General features: G+C 37.2%; 21 protein-coding genes. All 21 read right to left on the bottom strand.

The window, feature by feature from the left end; genetic code table 11:
• Nucleotides 1–3 precede the first annotated feature (3 nt).
• Entirely contained in the window at nt 4–555 is a 552-nt protein-coding gene (locus T500_RS16410) for a hypothetical protein (protein ID WP_051611965.1), read from the bottom strand.
• A gap of 1 nt (nt 556) precedes the next feature.
• Nucleotides 557–1,765: a CDP-glycerol glycerophosphotransferase family protein gene (locus T500_RS0108350; protein WP_028907742.1), complete on the bottom strand. Its 1,209-nt coding sequence runs from the start codon at nt 1,763–1,765 to the stop codon at nt 557–559.
• A 1-nt stretch (nt 1,766) separates the two neighbouring features.
• On the bottom strand, nt 1,767–2,879 hold the full coding sequence (locus tag T500_RS0108345; protein ID WP_028907741.1) for a glycosyltransferase family 4 protein: 1,113 nt from the start codon (nt 2,877–2,879) through the stop codon (nt 1,767–1,769).
• A gap of 12 nt (nt 2,880–2,891) precedes the next feature.
• Nucleotides 2,892–4,028: a glycosyltransferase family 4 protein gene (locus T500_RS0108340; protein WP_080694836.1), complete on the bottom strand. Its 1,137-nt coding sequence runs from the start codon at nt 4,026–4,028 to the stop codon at nt 2,892–2,894.
• Nucleotides 3,985–4,944: an acyltransferase family protein gene (locus T500_RS0108335; RefSeq protein WP_036908882.1), complete on the bottom strand. Its 960-nt coding sequence runs from the start codon at nt 4,942–4,944 to the stop codon at nt 3,985–3,987. Before T500_RS0108335 ends, T500_RS0108340 begins: the two co-directional genes overlap by 44 nt.
• A gap of 3 nt (nt 4,945–4,947) precedes the next feature.
• The gene (locus T500_RS0108330; RefSeq protein WP_028907738.1) at nt 4,948–5,883 is read right to left on the bottom strand and encodes a hypothetical protein; all 936 of its coding nucleotides are present in this window, start codon (nt 5,881–5,883) and stop codon (nt 4,948–4,950) included.
• Nucleotides 5,880–6,794: a hypothetical protein gene (locus T500_RS0108325; RefSeq protein WP_028907737.1), complete on the bottom strand. Its 915-nt coding sequence runs from the start codon at nt 6,792–6,794 to the stop codon at nt 5,880–5,882. The genes T500_RS0108330 and T500_RS0108325 overlap by 4 nt, the downstream gene beginning before the upstream one ends.
• 10 nt (nt 6,795–6,804) lie before the next feature.
• Nucleotides 6,805–8,235, bottom strand: a complete 1,431-nt coding sequence (locus tag T500_RS0108320; RefSeq protein WP_028907736.1) for an MBOAT family O-acyltransferase — start codon at nt 8,233–8,235, stop codon at nt 6,805–6,807.
• 8 nt (nt 8,236–8,243) lie between these two features.
• Nucleotides 8,244–9,374: a glycosyltransferase family 4 protein gene (locus T500_RS0108315; RefSeq protein WP_028907735.1), complete on the bottom strand. Its 1,131-nt coding sequence runs from the start codon at nt 9,372–9,374 to the stop codon at nt 8,244–8,246.
• Nucleotides 9,375–9,432: 58 nt separating this feature from the next.
• Complete coding sequence (locus T500_RS0108310; protein ID WP_036908880.1) at nt 9,433–10,695, bottom strand: hypothetical protein; 1,263 nt, start codon at nt 10,693–10,695, stop codon at nt 9,433–9,435.
• A 2-nt stretch (nt 10,696–10,697) separates the two neighbouring features.
• Entirely contained in the window at nt 10,698–11,591 is an 894-nt protein-coding gene (locus T500_RS0108305; RefSeq protein ID WP_028907733.1) for a glycosyltransferase, read from the bottom strand.
• The gene (locus tag T500_RS0108300; RefSeq protein WP_051611964.1) at nt 11,584–13,113 is read right to left on the bottom strand and encodes an O-antigen translocase; all 1,530 of its coding nucleotides are present in this window, start codon (nt 13,111–13,113) and stop codon (nt 11,584–11,586) included. The genes T500_RS0108305 and T500_RS0108300 overlap by 8 nt, the downstream gene beginning before the upstream one ends.
• A 33-nt stretch (nt 13,114–13,146) precedes the next feature.
• Complete coding sequence (locus tag T500_RS0108295; RefSeq protein WP_028907731.1) at nt 13,147–14,274, bottom strand: DegT/DnrJ/EryC1/StrS family aminotransferase; 1,128 nt, start codon at nt 14,272–14,274, stop codon at nt 13,147–13,149.
• A gap of 20 nt (nt 14,275–14,294) precedes the next feature.
• On the bottom strand, nt 14,295–14,729 hold the full coding sequence (locus tag T500_RS17400; RefSeq protein WP_262502943.1) for an acyltransferase: 435 nt from the start codon (nt 14,727–14,729) through the stop codon (nt 14,295–14,297).
• Nucleotides 14,730–14,749: 20 nt separating this feature from the next.
• Nucleotides 14,750–15,169, bottom strand: a complete 420-nt coding sequence (locus T500_RS0108285; protein ID WP_028907729.1) for a sugar 3,4-ketoisomerase — start codon at nt 15,167–15,169, stop codon at nt 14,750–14,752.
• 7 nt (nt 15,170–15,176) lie between these two features.
• Nucleotides 15,177–16,286, bottom strand: coding sequence for an acyltransferase family protein (locus tag T500_RS0108280; protein ID WP_028907728.1), 1,110 nt, complete (start codon nt 16,284–16,286; stop codon nt 15,177–15,179).
• Between the two features lie 5 nt (nt 16,287–16,291).
• Nucleotides 16,292–16,702 (bottom strand): sugar 3,4-ketoisomerase, encoded by a 411-nt coding sequence (locus T500_RS0108275; protein ID WP_036908879.1) that lies wholly within the window; start codon nt 16,700–16,702, stop codon nt 16,292–16,294.
• A gap of 2 nt (nt 16,703–16,704) precedes the next feature.
• Complete coding sequence (gene rfbA, locus T500_RS0108270; protein WP_028907726.1) at nt 16,705–17,616, bottom strand: glucose-1-phosphate thymidylyltransferase RfbA; 912 nt, start codon at nt 17,614–17,616, stop codon at nt 16,705–16,707.
• A gap of 28 nt (nt 17,617–17,644) precedes the next feature.
• Nucleotides 17,645–18,070, bottom strand: coding sequence for a serine O-acetyltransferase (locus tag T500_RS16405; protein ID WP_155267486.1), 426 nt, complete (start codon nt 18,068–18,070; stop codon nt 17,645–17,647).
• A gap of 253 nt (nt 18,071–18,323) precedes the next feature.
• Nucleotides 18,324–19,637, bottom strand: a complete 1,314-nt coding sequence (locus tag T500_RS0108260; RefSeq protein WP_028907725.1) for a UDP-glucose dehydrogenase family protein — start codon at nt 19,635–19,637, stop codon at nt 18,324–18,326.
• A gap of 93 nt (nt 19,638–19,730) precedes the next feature.
• On the bottom strand, nt 19,731–20,741 hold the full coding sequence (gene galE, locus T500_RS0108255) for a UDP-glucose 4-epimerase GalE (RefSeq protein ID WP_028907724.1): 1,011 nt from the start codon (nt 20,739–20,741) through the stop codon (nt 19,731–19,733).
• Between the last annotated feature and the right edge of the window lie 16 nt (nt 20,742–20,757).

Genomic DNA, 20,757 nt, shown 5'->3' with positions numbered 1-20,757 from the left:
ATATTACTCTTTATTTAACAACCGCCCAGGACAGCCAACATAAACACCTGATTCAAGTGCATCCTTGACGATACAGCAATGGGCAGCCAAAGTAACATCGTCAGCAATCATGCCACCCCCAACTATACTACTATTTGTATACATAGTTACATTATCACCTATGACAGGAACGCACCATTTTTGGTTACCTTTTCCCATCTTATGCCCAATTGTACAATTTTGATATATTGTAAAATTACAGCCAATCTTAGTATGAGCAATCACTATACTAGATGGATGGGGAATACTTAGCCCTTTCCCTATTACTGTCTGAGGGTCTATATAAATTCCATATCTCCTAGCGAGTTTAACTTTAATCATTAACGCCAACATCCGTTTTATGCCTCCACAGGAATAAAAATATTGCATTTTTCTTATCAAATATGTAGCGTTCCCCTGTGGCGAGATATATTTGGCTCTTATCTTATCTATCCACGACAAGCGTCTATGAAGAAAACTTTCATAGAATTCATATACCTCAAATTTAACAAGTTCATTATACTCAGACTTATCCATTTTATTTCATATTATTGATTGCGTCGAATGTTCGCTTACAGTTACATGTATCATGAAACGCAAAAAAGTCATCCACCTTATTTTTATACTCTAATGGCATCTGCATATTGTTTTCGATGATATTTTCAATCTCAGAAACAAGCAAATCCTCCTTTTCAACAACCGGTCCAAATCCATCACGTTTATATACAAAATACCCTTCTTGATATTGTCCTTTCCTATACTTATCATAGTCGAACTGGTAATATATAAGAGGTTTTTTCATATATGCAAAATCAAAATAAATACTAGAATAGTCTGTGATTAATGCAGCAGATTCCATTAGCAATTGCTGAACATCATATTGTCTAGCGTCGGCTATTAATATATTTTGAGAATTACAATTAAAATCACCTAAATACTTTTGCATGGTAGAATGTGGGAAAAACAAAAGCTTTATATTGTATTTTTCCAATACATTTTTCAGTTTCTCGCTATGTAACAGACTACTCCAAGTCAGGAAATATTCTGAATCCGTAAATTTTTTCGACTTTTCATACTTCAATGTATCACTGGATATAACCCGTAACCATTCCCTCATTGTCGGCATCACCAAGATCTGCCTCTTTACCTCATGATCCGATAGCAGGTTATCATATCGGCAAAGGCCAGTTAAAGCCACGTTCTTTTCCGGATAGTTAAGAGTGTCTATCATCAGATCATGTTCTGGCTTAGCTGAAGTGAATATGAGATTAATCTTAGTTATCCTATAGTTTATCCATTCCTGATTATCCTTACAAATACCATGTCGTATATAGGCTCTATTTTTAACAAGTCCCAGATAGACTTCCAAAATAAAGCATAAAGCAGCATTGGGCTTTCCTTCTTTTTGCGATGATATATTTCGTTTTGCTGCAAAATAATATGCCCAATGTTTCAAGGATCCATACGGAATAGTTTTGCCTAGTTTCGATACTTTGGGGTAATCCACACTAGTACTGTCAATAGCATATACCGCATCAATTTCCGGATGGTATTCACACATATATTTAAAAAACCAATAACCATTATCACGAGCCTCGTTGGGTCGCTCACATATCAGCCATAGGTTCTTGTATTTTATACGAACAAAGATTGACATCAAAAAACCAACAATCATAGGGAACACTTCCAGAAGATCGTGTATCTTGACGAATTTCAATCTTTTACCAAACTCAACAAAACCATTCATTTTATTTTCTATTCAATATTTTCTTATATACGTTTTCATAGTTCTCAGCTAATTTCCAAATACTGAATCTATCAAGTGCTAACTGTCTAGATTGCTGTGATACTTCCTCCTTGTCCCATTCCATTGATTTTTTAAGAGCATCAATAAGTTCTTCTTTGGAATCTCGTGAGAACAACGCACCTACACCTGTCCCCTCAATCAACTCTTTGTGAGGCTCGATGTCAGACAAAACAACAGAAAGGCCACAAGCCAAAGCCTCTAAGATAGAGTTCGGAAGCCCTTCTGCCAGAGAAGCTGAAAGCATAACGTCAGAAGCTTTTAAGTATATAGAAGGATCTTTTACTTGACCGATAAAATGTATATTATCATCGTTCTTTGTTTGTTCTCGCATCTCCTCTAATTGTGGTCCACCACCCACAAAAAAAGCAGATAAACGTTCATCCTTGATCTCATGCAAAGAATCCACTATCATTTGAATATTTTTTCTTGTTCTTACACTCCCTAAAATAAGAATCATCACCTGATTTGCTGTCAATCCGAGTGATGTCCTTGCCTCTTCTTTTTCAATTGAAGTGGCTGGTTTGAATTTTTCTGTATTAACTCCATTCTGTACAGCATCTATATTCATGAAAAATTCATTCATAAAAACAGATTGTAATGATTTAGAGCAAGCCACAACCCCATCCATCTTTTTAAGCATCTTTAAATGCAAATAATTTAATAATGGTTGCTGCCATTTAGGAAATTTTTCAACAACATCATGAGGATGAGAACGCTGTGTTGATACTTTTATCGCACCGCATTTCGTTAGCAGACTAACCGTGTCAGCTCTATACCCTGCTGAGTGTATTACATCTACATGATGCTCTTCCACATATTGGCGAAGTTTCTTCACACATCGCCAAGTACTCTTCAGAGGTTGCATAAACTGCACCACCTCTATACCATTGTCATAGAATCTTTGTAACCATGAATTATTTTCTTCTTCTGGTGCTAAGGTCACCAAAGCTGCATGCACTCGCCCATTCTGCTTCATTCCTGTCAGTATGTTCAGTGCTTGATTTATCGGCCCCGAAGGCCTTGCACGACTTATCAAGTAAATTACTTCTAACATTGTTGTAATTGTTTATTTCTCAATAATCATTAAATCATTTATTAGATCCAACCATTGTCTGTATATATTTTCTGGATCCAATTTTTGCTGTATTTTCCTTGCATTTTCACTTAATCTTACCGCATATTCCCTATCAGACAATACTTTAGAAATAGAATCGCTCAACAACTTAGTATTACCTTTTGGTACTAACAAACCGTTCACGCCATTCTCTATTAAAAATTTCGCACCACCACCATCTGAATCTGTTGCGATACAAGGTAGCCCTAAAGCCATTGCTTCTGCGAGTGTATTCGGCATGCCCTCAAAATTAGAAGACAATACATATAAAGATGCAGACCCAATACTATCAGCAATATTGTTCGAGAACCCCTCAAAACAAACCTTGCTCGATATTCCGAGATCAAGTGCTAATGCTTCCAGCTTATCTTTTAATCCTCCTTTGCCATAAATAATAAGTTTATAGCCAGGAAAATCAGATTGAATGGCTGCAAACGCCCGAATTAGTAATGGATAATTTTTGGCACCGACAAGTCTACCCACGGCCACTATTTCTTTTTTTCGCTCACCGTTAAATTGTTTACGCAAGAAGGCTGGGTTAATAGCGTTCGGTATAATATGTACTTTTTGGGGACCCATTATACCCCTGTACCATTCTGCATTCGTTTCGGTTTGACAAACACAACCATTTGCTCTCCTTGATAATACGCGAAGTAAAACTTGCATGTATTTTGGATAACTTAATGGATAATTTCGCTCTGATATAATGACTGGTACTTTAGGACGCATACTCAAAAGAAGAAGAATAGTAATTGGAAGGAAAGCTATATAGCACTGTACTTTCTCCCTCTTTACATAACTACGCAGCCTACTCCAACGCAAATAACTATTTTTTATATTACTTCCTCGTTCATCCTGAGTAAGAAGACACACGCGATTTATCCCCTCAGCAATGGTATATGACGGCACGTCATCAGACATTGTCAACAGAGTTACCTCATGTCCATTCTGGTTTAGATAATTGGCTAAATTGCAAACTGTTCGCTCTGCTCCACCCCCAGAAAGGCCACCAATAAATATTGTTATCCTCAACATTATTTTTTGATTACTTAGTAACTTTATATTTCCATTTACCATATAACAAGCCATTAAAGATTTTTAATGGCTCAACAAAAAGTTGAATGCCCACGCAGCATAAAGAAAAAAATATAGCAATTAACAAAAGTGTAATGCCCTGCACCATTATATTATTAATTCCAAAAAGCCAATCCAAGTTTAGACTACGTATAAAATAGTAGTGGCAGACATAAATCCCTAAAGTGTAACTACCAATAAAAGCTAAAGGCCGAATCATTTTCATTTCCTTCACCTCCAATTCTTTAAACAAAAAAGTCAGAGAAGTAGATGCTAGTATTGAAACAATACTGGAAATCCAAATGTTTGATGTATCCATATGTCCTTCACCAAAATGATAATACCCCACAAGAAGAAGAAACGCCACCCCCAATATGGAATATATATCTATTGGCAATCTATTCACAATATCATATTTTTGGAAATAGTACCCCATCTCGAAAATAACCGCAAAAAAGAATATATACTTATGGGTCACAACCATCCCTGCCAATAATGCAATCCCAAGTAACAATATCAACAACATACCATATTTCCACTGAAAAGCTAATCGACCTACTGCATGAACAATACAGACCAAAAGGAGCGCATTTAGAAACCAGTATTGACCAAAATTAATATGGACATCCTTAAGATTCATAAAAAAACAGGGTACCATCACAGTCCATACCAAAAATGGAACAGTCAACATTAGCACACGTCTCCAGAGATATTTTCCGACCACTTTAATTCCAAAAAGTGGCATTTTTACTTCTGACAAGTACTGAGCCAAACCACTTATAAAGAAAAAAAGTGGCATATGGAAACTATAAATCAAATTGAATATTGGATGAGAATACCATTCATTTGCATTGTATTGGATGAGATGGCCCATAACCACTAACAAAATAGCGAACCCACGTAATGCATCAATATATAACAAACGAGCCATATTTTATCCATTTATGAGTTTATTAATCTCTACACGTTTACATTCTTTACCACCAATCAGTGCACCATAGTAAGAAAATGCGCTTTTATATAGATGTTCACAATTTAGTTGATAAACAGCCTTTGCTCGTGAAATCATATACAAATCTACAAGAGCCTTTCTCACAACGTCTTCTGATGAATGATAGCTTATATGCCCGACATTACCTTCTAGTGTATTAACCCCTCTTTTGCGACATTCCTCCAAAAAAATATTACTATCGGAGAATACAAGAGCAGGACTTTTTTCCTGTTCTGCCAATATCATAATAGAGCGAATACAATCATCCATCAGCTGCAGTCTTTCATTTTCACATAATGGCCTTTGAGAGTATCTCGTTTCTTGTAGCTCTAAAGCATTCACAAAACGTACATGTACTGCAATATATTGATTAGGCTTGTGAGGAAACTCCTCTAAGCAAGAATTTAACATCTTCGTTGGCCTAAACAAAGCATTATAATCGCGTGTCCATAACTCGTGATTATTTTTTACGCCATTGCTCATACGAAGGTCATGCCCAACATAGTTATACAAATGATACTGCCCAGTTTTATTTTTAAGTTGTTGAACATCCCCTTTTCCGTAATAATTTGTCAAGCGTATATGGAATATATTATGCGAAATCTCACTTGGGCTAATTTTCCAATTTATCTTATTAGGTTCAATATAGTTCGGAATTGAGGATCCCGGTTCAAATAATATTTTAAAATCGAGATTATTCTCAATAGCTATTCCATAACTACCTACCACCCCCTTCAGTCGATCCAGTAGCCCAGGATGATTACGATGAGGGTCAAAAATGAAAACCAAACCATGTGGCAAGTCTTCTTCCCTCCCCCATGGTCTGTAATACTTTAGTAAATAAAGTGCATTATGCACTGTCCATTTGAAATTTCTCATTGAATTGATGGTATTGTCTTCATAATTGTATCTGCCACTAAAACAGAAAAAGTACTTGCCCCCTCTGCATTCATGTGAGCTTTATCATAAAACATTTCCGGTCGCTTGTCAAACAACCGCTCATAGTCTACAAACAAAATATTATTACTATTACATAAAGTACGAACTGGCTCATATAAGCTATCGTCTTCATAAACTGCCAAAGGTGAAAGAAAAATAACAAGAGAGATATTACGTTGTTTACACGTCTCCATCAATAACTGAAGATAATGTAATTTCAAATCATCGTATTCATATTTCAAAACTTTTGGAGTTTCATTATCCTTTTCTTTTCGAGTCACATCTTGTTTTACACCAAACTTCGGATGAAAGCCTCGTAATGAATCAGGATCACTTTTTATACAATCACCTATAGACTGAGGTAATTGTGAATTATATTGATAGGCTTTTGAGAACATTTTCCAACGCTCTGTAGAATCTATGCTTGTTAACACTTCGTTGGCTGCTTCACAACCTTCAATCTGGCGCACATATCGTAGATATTTATGATTATCGCCAGGTTTCAAATCAAATGAGGAATAGACATCGTAAATTATCAATTTCGGCTGATACCGCTCTAATATCTTCATTAACCGAGGATAGAACAAAATGATTCCATAACCACTGATGCCGCAGTTATAGCATTTTACCCCCACCCTCCCCTCTATAACTAAAGGATTATAATGGTGCATCGCCCGTGAAGATCCAAAAATCAGCACGTCGTCTTTCATTTTGTTAAACATATAATAGTTACGGTATGTTTCGCCACTTTGAGCATGTGACATTAACCACCTCATAGTAGCTCCAACACCCCTATCAACAACCACACAAATCAACAGAAATAAAAGTATTTTCAATATAAGTCTTTTCATAGTTCTGCATTTAGAAACTAGCATAGATAAACTGACTGGAATCAAGCACTCCAAATAACAGTAAAGAGAATACGATCACTATGTATGTAGCCCAGCGAACTATCACATATCTGCTGTTAATCAAAGTGAATGATGACAATTCCTCAACTATCTCTTTGATTAAAACCGTAGCCAAACTTGCTATGATCAGCACATTGGTTGTGGAGAATCCCCAATATATCGACGACCCTGGTTCAATAAAAATCTTCCTAATATAATCACAGGCAAAAGAAAGAGAAGGTGAACGGAAGAATATCCACGCGAAGTTAACTAATAAGAATGTGAAAACAATACGTCCGAACTTTAACAATCCTTTGGCCTCACTTTTCTGGACACCCAGCATTTTTTCAACTATCTGGTATATTCCATGCAATAGCCCCCACACAATAAAAGTCCAATTGGCGCCATGCCATATACCACTCACAAGGAATGTAACCGTAATGTTCCAGTAATTACGAAGTTTACTGCAACGACTACCACCCAGCGGAATATAAATATAATCCTTCAACCATGTAGATAGCGAAATATGCCAGCGACGCCAAAACTCTGTGATACTTTTAGAGAAATATGGGCGATTAAAGTTGTTGATAAGGTCAAATCCCATAATCTTACCCACACCAATGGCCATCAATGAATATCCTGCAAAATCACCATAAATCTGAAACGAATAGAAGATGCTAGCCAATAAGCATGTTAAACCTGTCTGCATATCGTAATTGCTATAGACAATATCAACATAGAGGCCAAGTCTGTCTGCCAATACCACTTTAAGGAACATACCCCACAACAGCCATTTGCAACCTTGGATTACACCAGTTTCGCTAAAGGTTCTTTGAGCATTAATCTGTGGTAGCAAATCTTTAGCTTTACTGATAGGACCTGATGCTATTTGGGGGAAGAATGATACGAACAGCATATAATTCCACCAATTGTGCTCGACCTTGATACGTTGGTAGTAGACATCCCACAAGTAGCCAACGGCTTGTAGTGAAAAAAAGGAAATTCCTATCGGAACTGCATAGTTCAACCCGGGCAACCCACTATCTATTCCACAGGCACCAAGTAGCACATTGAGGTTATCGCTAATAAAATGGTAATATTTAAAGAACAGCAATGGCAACAACGACAATAATACGCCAGAGGTAATAATCCACTTCTTACGTCCATAAGCCTCATGACGTTCTATTAGTAATGCCATGCCCCATGTCACGAATGTGATACCCAGAAGCAGCAAGGCAAAAGCAGGGTTCCACTTTATATATAACGCATAGCTAATGGCTATCAGCAAATAATTGTCCCAGCGACTACTATTTCTTTCTGGCTTACATAATGCGAGAACAAGGTAATAAGCCGCAAAAACAAGTGGGAACAGCCAAAGGAATTCAAAGGAATTGAAGAACATCTCTTATATTATTTCGTATTGATAATTCTAATTAATTTCTCTGTTTCTTTCACTGCGTCGAAACTATTTAGCGCAACTTCTCTTCCTTTTTTGCCAATTTGTTTTGCCTTTGCCGGGTGGGTTAACACCCAATCTATTTTTGCAGCAAAATCTTCATCACTATTTGGATCAGCCATTAACGCACTTTCACCATCTTTCAAGAAAAGCGGTATGTCTCCAACCGATGTTACTACCACAGGATTCTCCGTTAAAAGATACTCCCCCAATTTTGTCGGGAATCCGTATTTTGCCTGCATATTATCAGGCCTTGCTAAGGCAAGCATCTCTGCATTCTTTAGTAACTGTGGTATTTTATCTGCAGAAACGACTCCAGTAAAAACAATTTTATCCTCAATGCCCAACTTGCGGACCAACTGCAGGTTTCCTGATTTGTCATCTACACTTGGTGTCTTTCCTATAATGAATAATTTCAAAGAAGGATGTTTCTCACACACGATTGAAAAAGATTTTATCAATTTGTTAACCCCATCCTTATTGTTTGAAGCTTTTCCACAATATGCAATATATCGCTCAGTGCCATCCTTTGTTTGAATACCTTCAAATCTTCGACTGTCAACAGTCATATTGACGATATGGATTTTTTCTGCACTTACACCTTTTTCGATAAAATATTCTTTCAAATTTTGAGATATGACTATTAAACCCTTCAATTTTTTACAGAGTTCAATATGTTCATTTAAAGTAGGATGGTGGAGCCACGTCCCTGTCAATGATACTTCCGGGTTTTCAGTCTCCTCATAGTAGACATCTATTCCTTTTTTATTGATAATGCCCCCCTTAATGTCATTCAATCCATATATATAAACCTTGTCGCCTTTATGAAGCTGCATGAGGAATTGTTTAACATAAAACCAATAAGACAGATATTTCAAAAGCCGGTGGTTAAAAAACATATGCTCCCAACAATAATTCACACTAACATATTGAAATGTATCCTCTATCTTACTCTTATTTTCATCAGGCAAGAAAAAGTAAACATGCACGCGAATTTTCATTCGCTCAAGATTTCTAAGATAAGCCAGCGCCCTATTAGTCCAAGCTGTATTAGGGCTATATGATTCGTAAAGGAAATATATCATATTAGTATTTTTCAACAAATCAAGATATTCTAAAAAATTGATTCAAAAACAACTTTATTTAAGAATTCCCGTACATTAGTGTATCAATTGATTGGTTAGCCGAAGATAATAACTGTTTCCTTTTGTTTTCGACATATTTTGTATAAATAACAAAAGTCGCAAATAATATTAATAACCTCAATTCACCACCATTGGGAAGATATCTACACTTTAGATTTAAAATTAAAAAAGCAAGAAAGAAGAAAAGGCCGAATGATTTATATTTATTTTTTGCAAGTTTTCGGCTTACAACTATGATATAAGAAAATAGTGGTATAACATACAACAAGCCACCATACATTATCTGATTTACATAACCAACATCAGAGTTTTGTCCCATAGCTTCACCACTGAAAACAGACCTACCAATACCCCATATCCAGTCTTTCATATTCTGAGGCATAATCCACATCGTATCAATCAAAGTTTCGGTAGTTCCGCTCTCCAATGACCTTTGGCTGATAATGGTATCAATTTGGTCAACAAACGACTCTAACCATTGTGATGTTTCGCCACTAACTCCAATCATAGAAAAAAGAGATTCAATATTATAAAACACTATCGAAGCAACAATAATAAAAAGGATAGAACTTTTTATATTCTTATTTGACATCAAATAAATTGCAACACCAACTATAGCAACTACACCTCCCGTTCGAGCATTCACCATGCCTGACAGTAAATAGAAAGGAGTCAACCATAGTATCCATTTGTTATATTTTGAATAATAACACGCAAAAACGACCATCGTTCCCTGAATATAGCCATAATGACTGGTAATCGAATCAGAGATACCAAAACTTCTATACAATGCTAGAGAAATTGAACTATTATCATCGAACCTAAGGAATGTCATTCGAACAAATGCATTAATAGTAGGAGAAGTGAGACATAGTATAGTAATAAAAGCTGCCACACCGCCAACAATCATTAATGATTTTAGAAAATTTTCTTCATTACTTATTTTTATAGAATTAGCAAATATGATAAACATAAAAGGCAAAACGAACAAATCAAGAATTGCCTCTATTTGAATCATAAAGAAACCGTATTCGCCACCCATTGCAGTTCTCAGCAATGTATAAGTTAACGTCAATAAAAGAACAAACAATTCAGCTTTAAATATTTTGAGATAAAGGCTGAATTCTTTGTATTTCTTGAATACTATATAAATAGCAGGCAAATACAATAATCGAATACTATGTACACCACCTCCCATCCCCAAATAAGGGTCATGGAAATAGAAATATAAACAAAGTATAAAAACAATATATTTCCACATAATTAGCTCACTTTTATTTCCCACATTCGTGTAAACAAGCCTTTCGCTATATCATATAAATACAATATATTTCTCTTCCCACGAGTAATAAAAAGATTTTTAACAAGGTATTTCAATGCCTTTAATTTATATTTCTTATATGGCGCTATTAGAGCTCCACTTTGTAATTCCCAATTCTGTAATGCCTGTTTATATTCTGGGCGATAAGAAAACATCTCTACGGTTTTTCTATGGGATTCTACCAACTTCCACGGATCCCGTTTATTACCAAGAGGTGCAACCCGATATTTCAACAGATAATCATCAATAAATCCTATTTCATAATTTTCTGCAATTTTACAATTCATGTAATAATCTTCTGCAAGCAGTTCTGGCCTGTAATAGCCTAACTCCGCTAAAACTTCTGATTTCATTGCAACACATATACCAAGGTTATATTTACGCAAAAAAACATCTTCGAAAATATATCCAGACTTATAACCCTGAAACGAATCTTTACCTATTATTTTCGACTCCAAATCAATTCTTATAGTCCGTGCGTAACACATAGCAAAGTTAGGATGCTCTTCCATGTATTTAACCTGCTTTTCTATGCGATTAGGCATATACACATCATCTGAAGCACAGATAAAAATGTATTTACCATGCGCATAATTCTTTGCCATATTAGTCAATGACGCAGATAATCCGACATTTTCTTGGTTCAGTATGAGTTGATATCCATACTTTTCTTGGTTTTCTTTGAGTATTCTTGGTGTACTATCTGTTGAATTATCATCAGTTATTATCAACTGAAAATTCTTAAAGGTTTGATTCGCCAAACCCTCCAAGCACTCAGTGATATAACGCTCATGGTTGTACGCCGAGACTATTACCGTTGCCAAATAATCAAACATTCCGCTTTTCAACTTTAGTATTAATATATTTCATTAAACCTATACGATTATCAAGCCCTTTAAATGAATAAACGGCTGATAGTAAAAAAATAAACGAACCAATTATATATTTTTCCCAAATACTTTTAAATACAAGTGCCACCGTCAAACATGCAATCAGAAATATAAGATGAATAATAAAAAGACGTACAAATGAGGATGAGAAAGTAAAATCGTAACGAATATGAGAAATAATATATACTTGTATAGTATAAAGGATATAGCCTACAGTAAAAGACATACCAAGACCAGACAAGCCGCCAATATGGTAGCCTAGAAGATAAGAGCCGAGGAAATAAACACTTGAACTAATTTCATTTATTATAAATAACCGAGACTCCCCCTTTGCAACAAAAACAAATGAAACAGACCAAGATGCCATTTTAAAAAGCATACCAGTTGCGCACCAAATTATATAAGAATTTGCCCCATAAAAACTTGCTGAGTACAACAACTTAATTACCAAGGTTGAAAAAATAACACATGCACACATTATTGGTGCTAATATTAGTATCCCTATTTCACCTTGTTGATTCATTATTTCTCTGCACTTCTCATTATCTTTGTTGACGGATGCTAATCGAGGATAGTAATCTGTCGCCATCGCAGTAAATACAAGACCGGCATAAGACCCCATTAGTGTGAAACCTGCTGTAAATAACCCAACAGCATCAACTCCACCCTCCATGCGAATAAAACTACGTAGCACATACGATGAAAGGTATACAAGAACGCCACTAATACTCATAGCAATTCCCATCTGAAGCATTCCCTTTCCTTCTTTTACTACTATATATTTATTAACCGTAACCTGTTCTATTTTTATTCTTTTTGAGAAATACCAGGAAAGTAACAAGCCAGCAACAGAATTAAGTACTAATGTTGGAACAATCCCCTTAATACCTAATAGATAATACAAAGGTACCGATATTATCAAGCCAAATGTCGCTCCTAAAGCAGACGCTTTGGCCAAATCTTTCAAACGCCGTGTCCCCTGCAGAATGACTTTTTGTCCTGCACTTAACTGGTCTAATAATAAAGTTAGGGAAAGAATTATGAAAGGTATTACATAATCATTATTTCCAAACGTTGCCTGACTTAGATGTTTTGAAAAACATATCACAAGCAACATCCCTAATAATCCTGTTAACCACACAAGTCGTCTTAGCACAGTAACAACAATGCTAACTTTGTGCACATCACCTGAAGAATACGACTCAGAGACATTTTTTACTGCACTTTGTTTTAATCCAAACGAACTAAGCCCTTGAATCAATTGAGTTGCAGAAGTAAACAAACCTTGTATTCCGACACCAGCAGGTCCAAGCAAAATCGCAATAAATTTTGCTTTAATTATACTTATTAGTATCTGATATACTTGAACTCCACCAAATAATGACGTAGCCTTAAATATACTACGGTAGCTTGATGTCTCTTTGTTTTTTTCTATTGTTGGCTCTTTGTCTTTTTGTTTTTCAGACATTCCTATTATTTATAAGTTAGTGTACGTTGTTATCTATTGAAACTTATTAATAGTCTCAATAATAAATTTAATTTCCTCGTTCTTAATAGCAGGCCCGATAGGCAAACTCAATTCCTCATCAGCCAGACGTTCAGTAATAGGCAAACTCAACTGAGGTACATTCCATGCCTCCTTGGCATAACACTCCTGCTTATGAGGCGCAATAGGATAATGGCAAACGGTACCAACGCCATTCTCCTCCAAATAGTCATGGAGTCTATCACGATTCTCCTTGCCTTTCACGATAATTGGGAACAAGTGATAAGCATTCTGCTCATCAGGGAGCAAGTCAGGTAATGTAATCAAAGGATTGTTTATATGCTCATAATAATAATGAGCCACTTCTTTACGATGCAGGTTATCTTCTACCAGATACTTCAACTTCACATCCAGAACAGCAGCCTGAATCTCATCTAAGCGACTGTTACGACCTGCATACTTGAACACATACTTTTTCTGACTGCCATAGTTAGCCAAGGCGCGTACAGCTGCTGCAAGCTCAGGGTCATTAGTCGTTACTGCACCACCATCACCAAGGGCACCAAGGTTCTTGCCAGGATAGAAGCTATGACCTGCTGCATCTCCAATAGAACCGGTAACTCGTCCATCAGTAAACTTACAGCCATGGCTTTGGGCACAATCCTCTACGAGCTTCAGGTTATACTTCTTGCAAAGCTCACCAATCTTGTCAGTATATGCAATACGACCATAAAGGTGAACAATAGCGATAGCTTTCGTCTTAGGTGTTATCAAACCTTCAATCAAGTCGTCATCAATCTCCAATGTATTAGGCTTTGGCTCACAAAGAACAGGTACCAGTCCATTCTCTGTGATACCCAGTATGGTCGCGATATAGGTGTTTGCAGGTACAATCACCTCATCACCTGGCTTCATTATCCCCATCTCAATGTAAGCTCGGAATATCCAAATAAGAGCGTCAAGACCATTGGCGCAACCAATGGTATATTTCGTGCCAATAAACTCTGAGTAGTGCTTTTCAAACTGCTCGTTTTCCTTACCCTGAAGGTACCAACCTCCATTCACAACACGGCTTACAGCCTCATTTATTTCAGCTCCATGTAGAGCTGTAACATCTTTTAATGATAAAAACGGTATATTCATATTATCTTAATTTTCAATTCTCAAAAGTCAACCTTACGATAGAATCTTGCTGGATTACCCAACCACAATTCACCTGCTGGCACATCCTTTGTCACTACTGAACCTGCAGCAACAAAAGCACCTTCGCCAATGGTTATACCAGGAAGAACCACACATCCAGCTCCAATAGTTGCTCCTTTGCAAACACGAGTTTTAAGCAGAGTCCAGTCCTTATTCTTAGAACGAGGATACATATCATTGGTAAAAGTCACATTGGAACCTATCATAACATTATCCTCTAATGTGATTCCATCCCACACCTGTACTCCACATTTTATGGTCACATTATTACCAATCACAACATCATTTTCTATCAAGCAATGCGAGCAAATATTACAATTCTCCCCTATCTGAGCATTAGGGAATATCACACAGAACTGCCAGATCTTAGTACTCTCTGGCACATTCTGATTCATACAGTCTGCTAATTTATGTATCATTGATTTCTGAAAGCTAAGAATTCATCATAATCGCGAATATAATCATCCGCTTTATATACATCGGAGGCTAAAACCATACATACAGCTCCAGAAGAGAAATCATCCAAATCACGCCATATCCCTGGTTTAACATAAAGACCCTGATAAGGTCTATTCAATGTAAAACTACGTTTAACATTGCCATCATCCAATGTAACCCTAAAACTACCGCTGGCAGCAACAATTAGTTGATATAAATCTTTATGGGCGTGAGCCCCTCTAGATTCACCGCCGGGTACATCATAAAGGTAATATACCCTCTTAACGTCAAATGGCACCGTATCTCCGTTTTGAACTACTGAGATATTCCCCTTCCTGTCACTATGATGCTTATTCAGTTCAATTATTGAACAATCATAAACGGTATTTTTTTTCATTCCAATTCTATTTTTTATTCAAAAGCCATTTCTTCATAATAGCAGATGAGGGTTTTTCTATGAATTCATGAATAATAATAGCTCCTATCAAACATGAAACAAACGAAACCGTAATTTTCAACATATTATTCTCTGAACCAATTATGTTACATATTTTACAGCTTATAGTCCATAAAGGTAAAATTTGACATAAAAAGAATGTAAAAGATATACCACTTAAATACAAAATTAATTTGGAATGTTTTAATTTAGAGAATCTCATTCTTGATAATAACACAATTATTATACTCAATGAGGGTAATACTATTATATTGAATAACATATAATCCCTTGGAATACCCATTTCTCGACCAAACGAAATAAATAGTATCAAGAACGTAATTGCAACGATTAATATAATGATATTAAATATATAATTATCTTGCATTTTATTATTCTCATTCTTACAACATCCACATGCAAAAATCATTCCTATAAAGAATTCTATTAGTCTGTAAAAAGGATTTGCATAAATAGCTGTAGACTCTAAATGAAAATACAATCTCACGATTGGAATATAAAATAATATTAAACATAAAACTATTAGTACTATTACCATTGCTTTCTTCGTCATCTGTAAAACCAAGTTTTGCAAAAAAGGGTATATGGCATAACATATTAATATGCATGAAATAAACCATGTTCCTACATTATGTGATACTGAAAATAAAGAAAGAGTTGATTGTAAACCAAAAGCTTCGACAGGCAATAGAACTATTACATCTTTTAAAGATATGGCACTGCTAATTATTTGATAAAAAACATGCATTGTTGCAACAGCATAATACAAGGGGATGATTGTTATTAATCTCTTTAAATAGAATATTTTTATATCTTTTATTTTTCCTAGATCCTTATCCTTATACGAATTGAAAAGGACAAATCCAGAAAGCACCATAAAACCAGTCATTGCTATTGCGCCCATAGACACAAAAGAATTAAAAACCCAATAATCACATTGAAAATGAAGTTTTGAATGAAACATAAAAATCAGTAGGGCCAGTGCAATTCTTAGGATATCCAGGCCAATCATTCTCTGTTTTTGCCCCCCCCTATTAACGTTTTTTGTTTGTTCCATGTTTACTATAATCCTTTAAAAACCAAATATTCGTTATAATCACGAATATAGTCTTTTACATCATATTTTGTAGAAGACAGAATTAATGCTAATGAGTTTGTTGAAAAATTATCCATCTCACGCCACAGACCTTTAGGAACGAATAGGCCATAGTATGACCTATTTAAATGAAATACTTTTTTATTTACCCCATCCTCAATAATAACATCAAAACTACCAGATAAAGCAATAATGAATTCTTTGTTTTCTTTATATGCATGACCACCACGACATTCCCCACCAGGAACATCATAAAGCCAATATGTCCGCTTGATTTCAAAAGGTATATGATTCAACTGCTCCACAAAAGAAAGGTTTCCTCGTGGGTCAGTGAACTTTGGTAGTTCTATTATATTTACATTCTCGATTGTTGTCATAGCTATCTTCTAAAGGTTTCTGAATTAACGTCTTCTTTCATCTCATCAATCACCTTCAACAGATACTGACCATACTGGTTTTTCAGCATGGGTTTGGCAATCTCTCGCATACACTCCTCTGAAATCCAACCATTGCGATAGGCAATACCTTCCAAGCAAGCGACCTTCAAGCCTTGGCGCTTTTCAATGACTTCAACAAAGGTAGATGCCTCTGCCAGAGAATCATGTGTGCCTGTATCCAGCCAAGCAAAGCCACGACCAAAGACCTGTACTTTCAATTCACCATCATTCAGGAATTCTTGATTGACAGTGGTGATTTCCAATTCGCCTCTTGCGCTTGGTTTGATGTTCTTAGCAACTTCAACCACCTTGTTCGGATAAAAGTAAAGACCTACAACAGCATAGTTGGATTTCGGCTCTTTTGGTTTTTCCTCAATACTAAGGCAATTCCCCTCCTTGTCGAATTCAGCTACACCATAACGCTCGGGATCAGACACCCAATAACCAAAGACTGTAGCCTTGCTGTTCTTATCAGCATCTTCTACTGCATTTCGCAACAGCTTTGTAAAGCCTGCGCCATAGAAAATATTATCACCTAGGACTAAGCAGGCAGAGTCATTGCCTATGAATTTCTCACCAATAATAAATGCCTGTGCAAGCCCATCCGGTGAAGGCTGTTCAGCATACTCAAAATGAACGCCATAGTCACTACCATCACCCAACAGGCGTTTGAATCCTGGCAAGTCGAAAGGGGTACTTATGATAAGTATATCACGTATTCCTGCTAACATTAGGGCAGAAATCGGATAATATACCATTGGTTTATCGTAAATCGGGAGCAACTGCTTGCTGACCCCCTTCGTAATGGGATAGAGGCGTGTTCCAGAACCGCCAGCTAATACTATTCCTTTCATAGTTTTGTAAATTACAAAGCATTTCTTATTAACTATAAAACCTATTAAATAAAGTCTTCACTCTTTGTACTCGAGAATTATAAACTCGGTCTGTTTCTGGCCACTTAGTATAATTAAGACGTTTCACAACAGCAGGTACACCAGCTAATAATAGATTTGAATCTTCCGAATGATTTACTAAAGAGTGGGATGCTACTGTAATTCCATCTCCGAGGTTTATATTTCCCACTATTTGTGAACCTGTTGAAAAATACAGATAGTCACCTATTTCTTTCTTACCAGCTATGCACGTACAAGTATGCAAAACTGCGAAATTACCAACGCGGGCATTCCCATTAACGACAATTGTACCATGATGGGGTATCAAAACCCCATATCCTAAAGAGTTATAACCTATCGTAAACCCCAACTTAACCCCTAATTTATAATACCTATACCACCAGTAAGCCTTCATAATTGACTCCAATGGGCTACACTTATGTGATAAGTTGGCATAATACGCATAGCATCTCATCGCATGTAAGTACTCAATTATGCCCCCCCCAAATAGGATGCTTAAAAAGAATTCTTTTACATTCCGCTTTTCGGGTTTACCATTCATAATCCGGTCGGCTAGTATATAAAACTGAAGATCTTTCTTGGTTTGTATCATTCACTTAAACGAGTCTAACAACTGAAATAGTTCCAAGAATAAATGTATTGAGTATTTACTTCTCGCCGATGCGAGTATATACGAAACCATTCTCCTCTAACTCCTGACGATCATAGATGTTACGACCATCAACTACCACATTGCCCGTCATCACTTTCTTGATGACGTTCCAACTGGGCATACGGAACTGGCGCCATTCTGTCATCAAGGCAAAGACGTCTGCACCATCGGCAGCATCGTACATATTCTTGCAATACGTTACTACATCACCAATACGACGCTTGCACTCGTCCATGGCAATGGGGTCGAAGACTCTAACGGTGGCTCCATCAGCCAGAAGTTTATCGATAACCACCAATGCAGGCGCTTCGCGCATGTCATCAGTCTCGGGTTTGAACGAGAGGCCAATAATTGCAATAGTCTTGCCCTTAACAGGGCCTGCCATCTTGATAATCTTGTCATAGACGATGGACTTCTGCTTCTCGTTAACGCGCTCAACGGCCTCAATGACTTCCATGTGGTACTCGTTGTCGAGACCGGTATGAACCAAAGCCTTTACGTCCTTGGGGAAACAGCTGCCGCCATAGCCACAACCTGCATAGAGGAACTTGGAGCCAATACGAGAGTCAGTACCTATGCCTTTACGCACGCTATCTACGTTAGCGCCAACGCGCTCACAGAGATTGGCTATATCATTCATGAAGCTGATGCGAGTAGCGAGCATGGCATTGGCTGCATATTTGGTCATCTCGGCACTGGGAATGTCCATGAAGATGACACGGAAGTTCTGGAGCATGAGGGGGCGATAGAGTCGCGTCATTACTTCCTTTGCCTTCTCTGACTCTGTACCTACAACTACTCGGTCGGGTGACATGAAGTCCTTAATAGCTGCTCCTTCTTTCAAGAATTCAGGATTAGACGCAACATCGAATGGAACATCAACGCCTCGCTTATCCAGCTCTTCCTGAATAGCTGCCTTTACCTTTTTAGCAGTACCCACGGGTACGGTTGATTTCGTCACCAGAATGGTATACTTTTTGATATTCTGACCGAACTGCTTAGCAACTGCCAGAACGTACTTCAGGTCGGCAGAGCCGTCCTCATCTGGGGGCGTGCCTACGGCACTGAAAACTACCTCTACATCATCAAGAATCTCTGTCAGATCAGTTGTGAACTTCAGACGCTCAAATCCAACGTTGCGTTTTACCAGTTCCTCCAATCCGGGTTCATAAATAGGCATGATGCCGTTTTTCAACTTCTCAATTTTCTGAGCATCTACATCTACACACGTTACATGTGCTCCCATTTCGGCAAAGCACGTACCACTGACAAGGCCTACATAGCCTGTACCTACAATTGCTATATTCATATTTTCAGATTTTTTAAAATTCAAAAAAGGGGCAGGAATATCAGGTCTATTGAACCTTTTCTTTATGAGAGACCCTGATAAGAACCTGCCCCATTAATATCCATTTGGATTATTCTTTTGCCATATCCAGCTGTCGCGTACCATTTCATCAATGCCATACTTAGCTTCCCAGCCAAGTTCGGCTTTCGCCTTTGCAGGATTGCAATAGCAGGTAGCTATATCTCCAGATCTGCGAGGCTTAATAACGTATGGAACATTAACACCATTTACCTTCATAAATGCATTAACAACATCAAGAACACTATAACCATGGCCAGTGCCAAGGTTATAAATGCCAAGGCCACACTTGCGCTCTATGGCTTTCAAGGCAGCTACATGGCCAGAAGCCAAATCACAGACATGGATATAATCACGAACACCTGTACCATCAGGCGTATCGTAATCATTACCAAAGATACCAAGCTCTTTACGAATGCCTACAGCAGTCTGAGTGATATAAGGCATGAGGTTGTTGGGTATGCCATTGGGATTCTCGCCAATCATGCCGCTCTGATGAGCGCCAATAGGATTGAAATAGCGCAACAACACCACATTCCATTCTGGATCAGCCTTCTGAACGTCCATCAAAACCTCTTCAAGCATACTCTTTGTTTGTCCGTAAGGGTTGGTGCAATGCCCTTTGGGGCATTCTTCTGTGATAGGAATAATGGCAGGATCACCATAGACTGTAGCAGAACTACTGAAAATGATATTCTTACACTGATGCTGGCGCATCACATCCAAAAGGATGAAGGTGCCAGTCATATTGTTATGATAGTACTCCAAAGGTTTTGAAACCGATTCACCTACAGCCTTCAGGCCTGCAAAGTGAATGACTGCATCAAATTTGTTCTCATCGAATACCTTTGAGAGTGCTTCCTTATCGCGCACATCTACCTCATAGAAAGGAATCTCCTTTCCGATTATCTTTGCGACACGTCGCAAAGATTCTGGGTTGCTGTTCACCAGGTTGTCTACAACAACCACACTGTGTCCAGCCTTATCAAGTTCTATTATGGTGTGGCTACCAATGTAGCCTGCACCACCTGTTAAGAGTATGTTCATTATCTATTTTGCTTCG

The sequence above is a fragment of the Xylanibacter ruminicola Ga6B6 genome, assembly GCF_000687715.1.
GTDB lineage: Bacteria > Bacteroidota > Bacteroidia > Bacteroidales > Bacteroidaceae > Prevotella > Prevotella ruminicola_B.
Note: the sequence above shows the minus strand (reverse complement) of the source record. Positions and strands in the feature narration are given on the sequence as shown.

Bases quoted from the DNA above. Each gene is read 5' to 3' on its own strand.
- T500_RS16410 (WP_051611965.1), bottom strand. From the start codon at position 555: ATGGATAAGTCTGAGTATAATGAACTTGTTAAATTTGAGGTATATGAA.
- T500_RS0108350 (WP_028907742.1), bottom strand. From the start codon at position 1,765: ATGAATGGTTTTGTTGAGTTTGGTAAAAGATTGAAATTCGTCAAGATA.
- T500_RS0108345 (WP_028907741.1), bottom strand. From the start codon at position 2,879: ATGTTAGAAGTAATTTACTTGATAAGTCGTGCAAGGCCTTCGGGGCCG.
- T500_RS0108340 (WP_080694836.1), bottom strand. From the start codon at position 4,028: ATGGCTTGTTATATGGTAAATGGAAATATAAAGTTACTAAGTAATCAA.
- T500_RS0108335 (WP_036908882.1), bottom strand. From the start codon at position 4,944: ATGGCTCGTTTGTTATATATTGATGCATTACGTGGGTTCGCTATTTTG.
- T500_RS0108330 (WP_028907738.1), bottom strand. From the start codon at position 5,883: ATGAGAAATTTCAAATGGACAGTGCATAATGCACTTTATTTACTAAAG.
- T500_RS0108325 (WP_028907737.1), bottom strand. From the start codon at position 6,794: ATGAAAAGACTTATATTGAAAATACTTTTATTTCTGTTGATTTGTGTG.
- T500_RS0108320 (WP_028907736.1), bottom strand. From the start codon at position 8,235: ATGTTCTTCAATTCCTTTGAATTCCTTTGGCTGTTCCCACTTGTTTTT.
- T500_RS0108315 (WP_028907735.1), bottom strand. From the start codon at position 9,374: ATGATATATTTCCTTTACGAATCATATAGCCCTAATACAGCTTGGACT.
- T500_RS0108310 (WP_036908880.1), bottom strand. From the start codon at position 10,695: ATGTGGAAATATATTGTTTTTATACTTTGTTTATATTTCTATTTCCAT.
- T500_RS0108305 (WP_028907733.1), bottom strand. From the start codon at position 11,591: ATGTTTGATTATTTGGCAACGGTAATAGTCTCGGCGTACAACCATGAG.
- T500_RS0108300 (WP_051611964.1), bottom strand. From the start codon at position 13,113: ATGTCTGAAAAACAAAAAGACAAAGAGCCAACAATAGAAAAAAACAAA.
- T500_RS0108295 (WP_028907731.1), bottom strand. From the start codon at position 14,274: ATGAATATACCGTTTTTATCATTAAAAGATGTTACAGCTCTACATGGA.
- T500_RS17400 (WP_262502943.1), bottom strand. From the start codon at position 14,729: ATGAATCAGAATGTGCCAGAGAGTACTAAGATCTGGCAGTTCTGTGTG.
- T500_RS0108285 (WP_028907729.1), bottom strand. From the start codon at position 15,169: ATGAAAAAAAATACCGTTTATGATTGTTCAATAATTGAACTGAATAAG.
- T500_RS0108280 (WP_028907728.1), bottom strand. From the start codon at position 16,286: ATGGAACAAACAAAAAACGTTAATAGGGGGGGGCAAAAACAGAGAATG.
- T500_RS0108275 (WP_036908879.1), bottom strand. From the start codon at position 16,702: ATGACAACAATCGAGAATGTAAATATAATAGAACTACCAAAGTTCACT.
- rfbA (WP_028907726.1), bottom strand. From the start codon at position 17,616: ATGAAAGGAATAGTATTAGCTGGCGGTTCTGGAACACGCCTCTATCCC.
- T500_RS16405 (WP_155267486.1), bottom strand. From the start codon at position 18,070: ATGAAGGCTTACTGGTGGTATAGGTATTATAAATTAGGGGTTAAGTTG.
- T500_RS0108260 (WP_028907725.1), bottom strand. From the start codon at position 19,637: ATGAATATAGCAATTGTAGGTACAGGCTATGTAGGCCTTGTCAGTGGT.
- galE (WP_028907724.1), bottom strand. From the start codon at position 20,741: ATGAACATACTCTTAACAGGTGGTGCAGGCTACATTGGTAGCCACACC.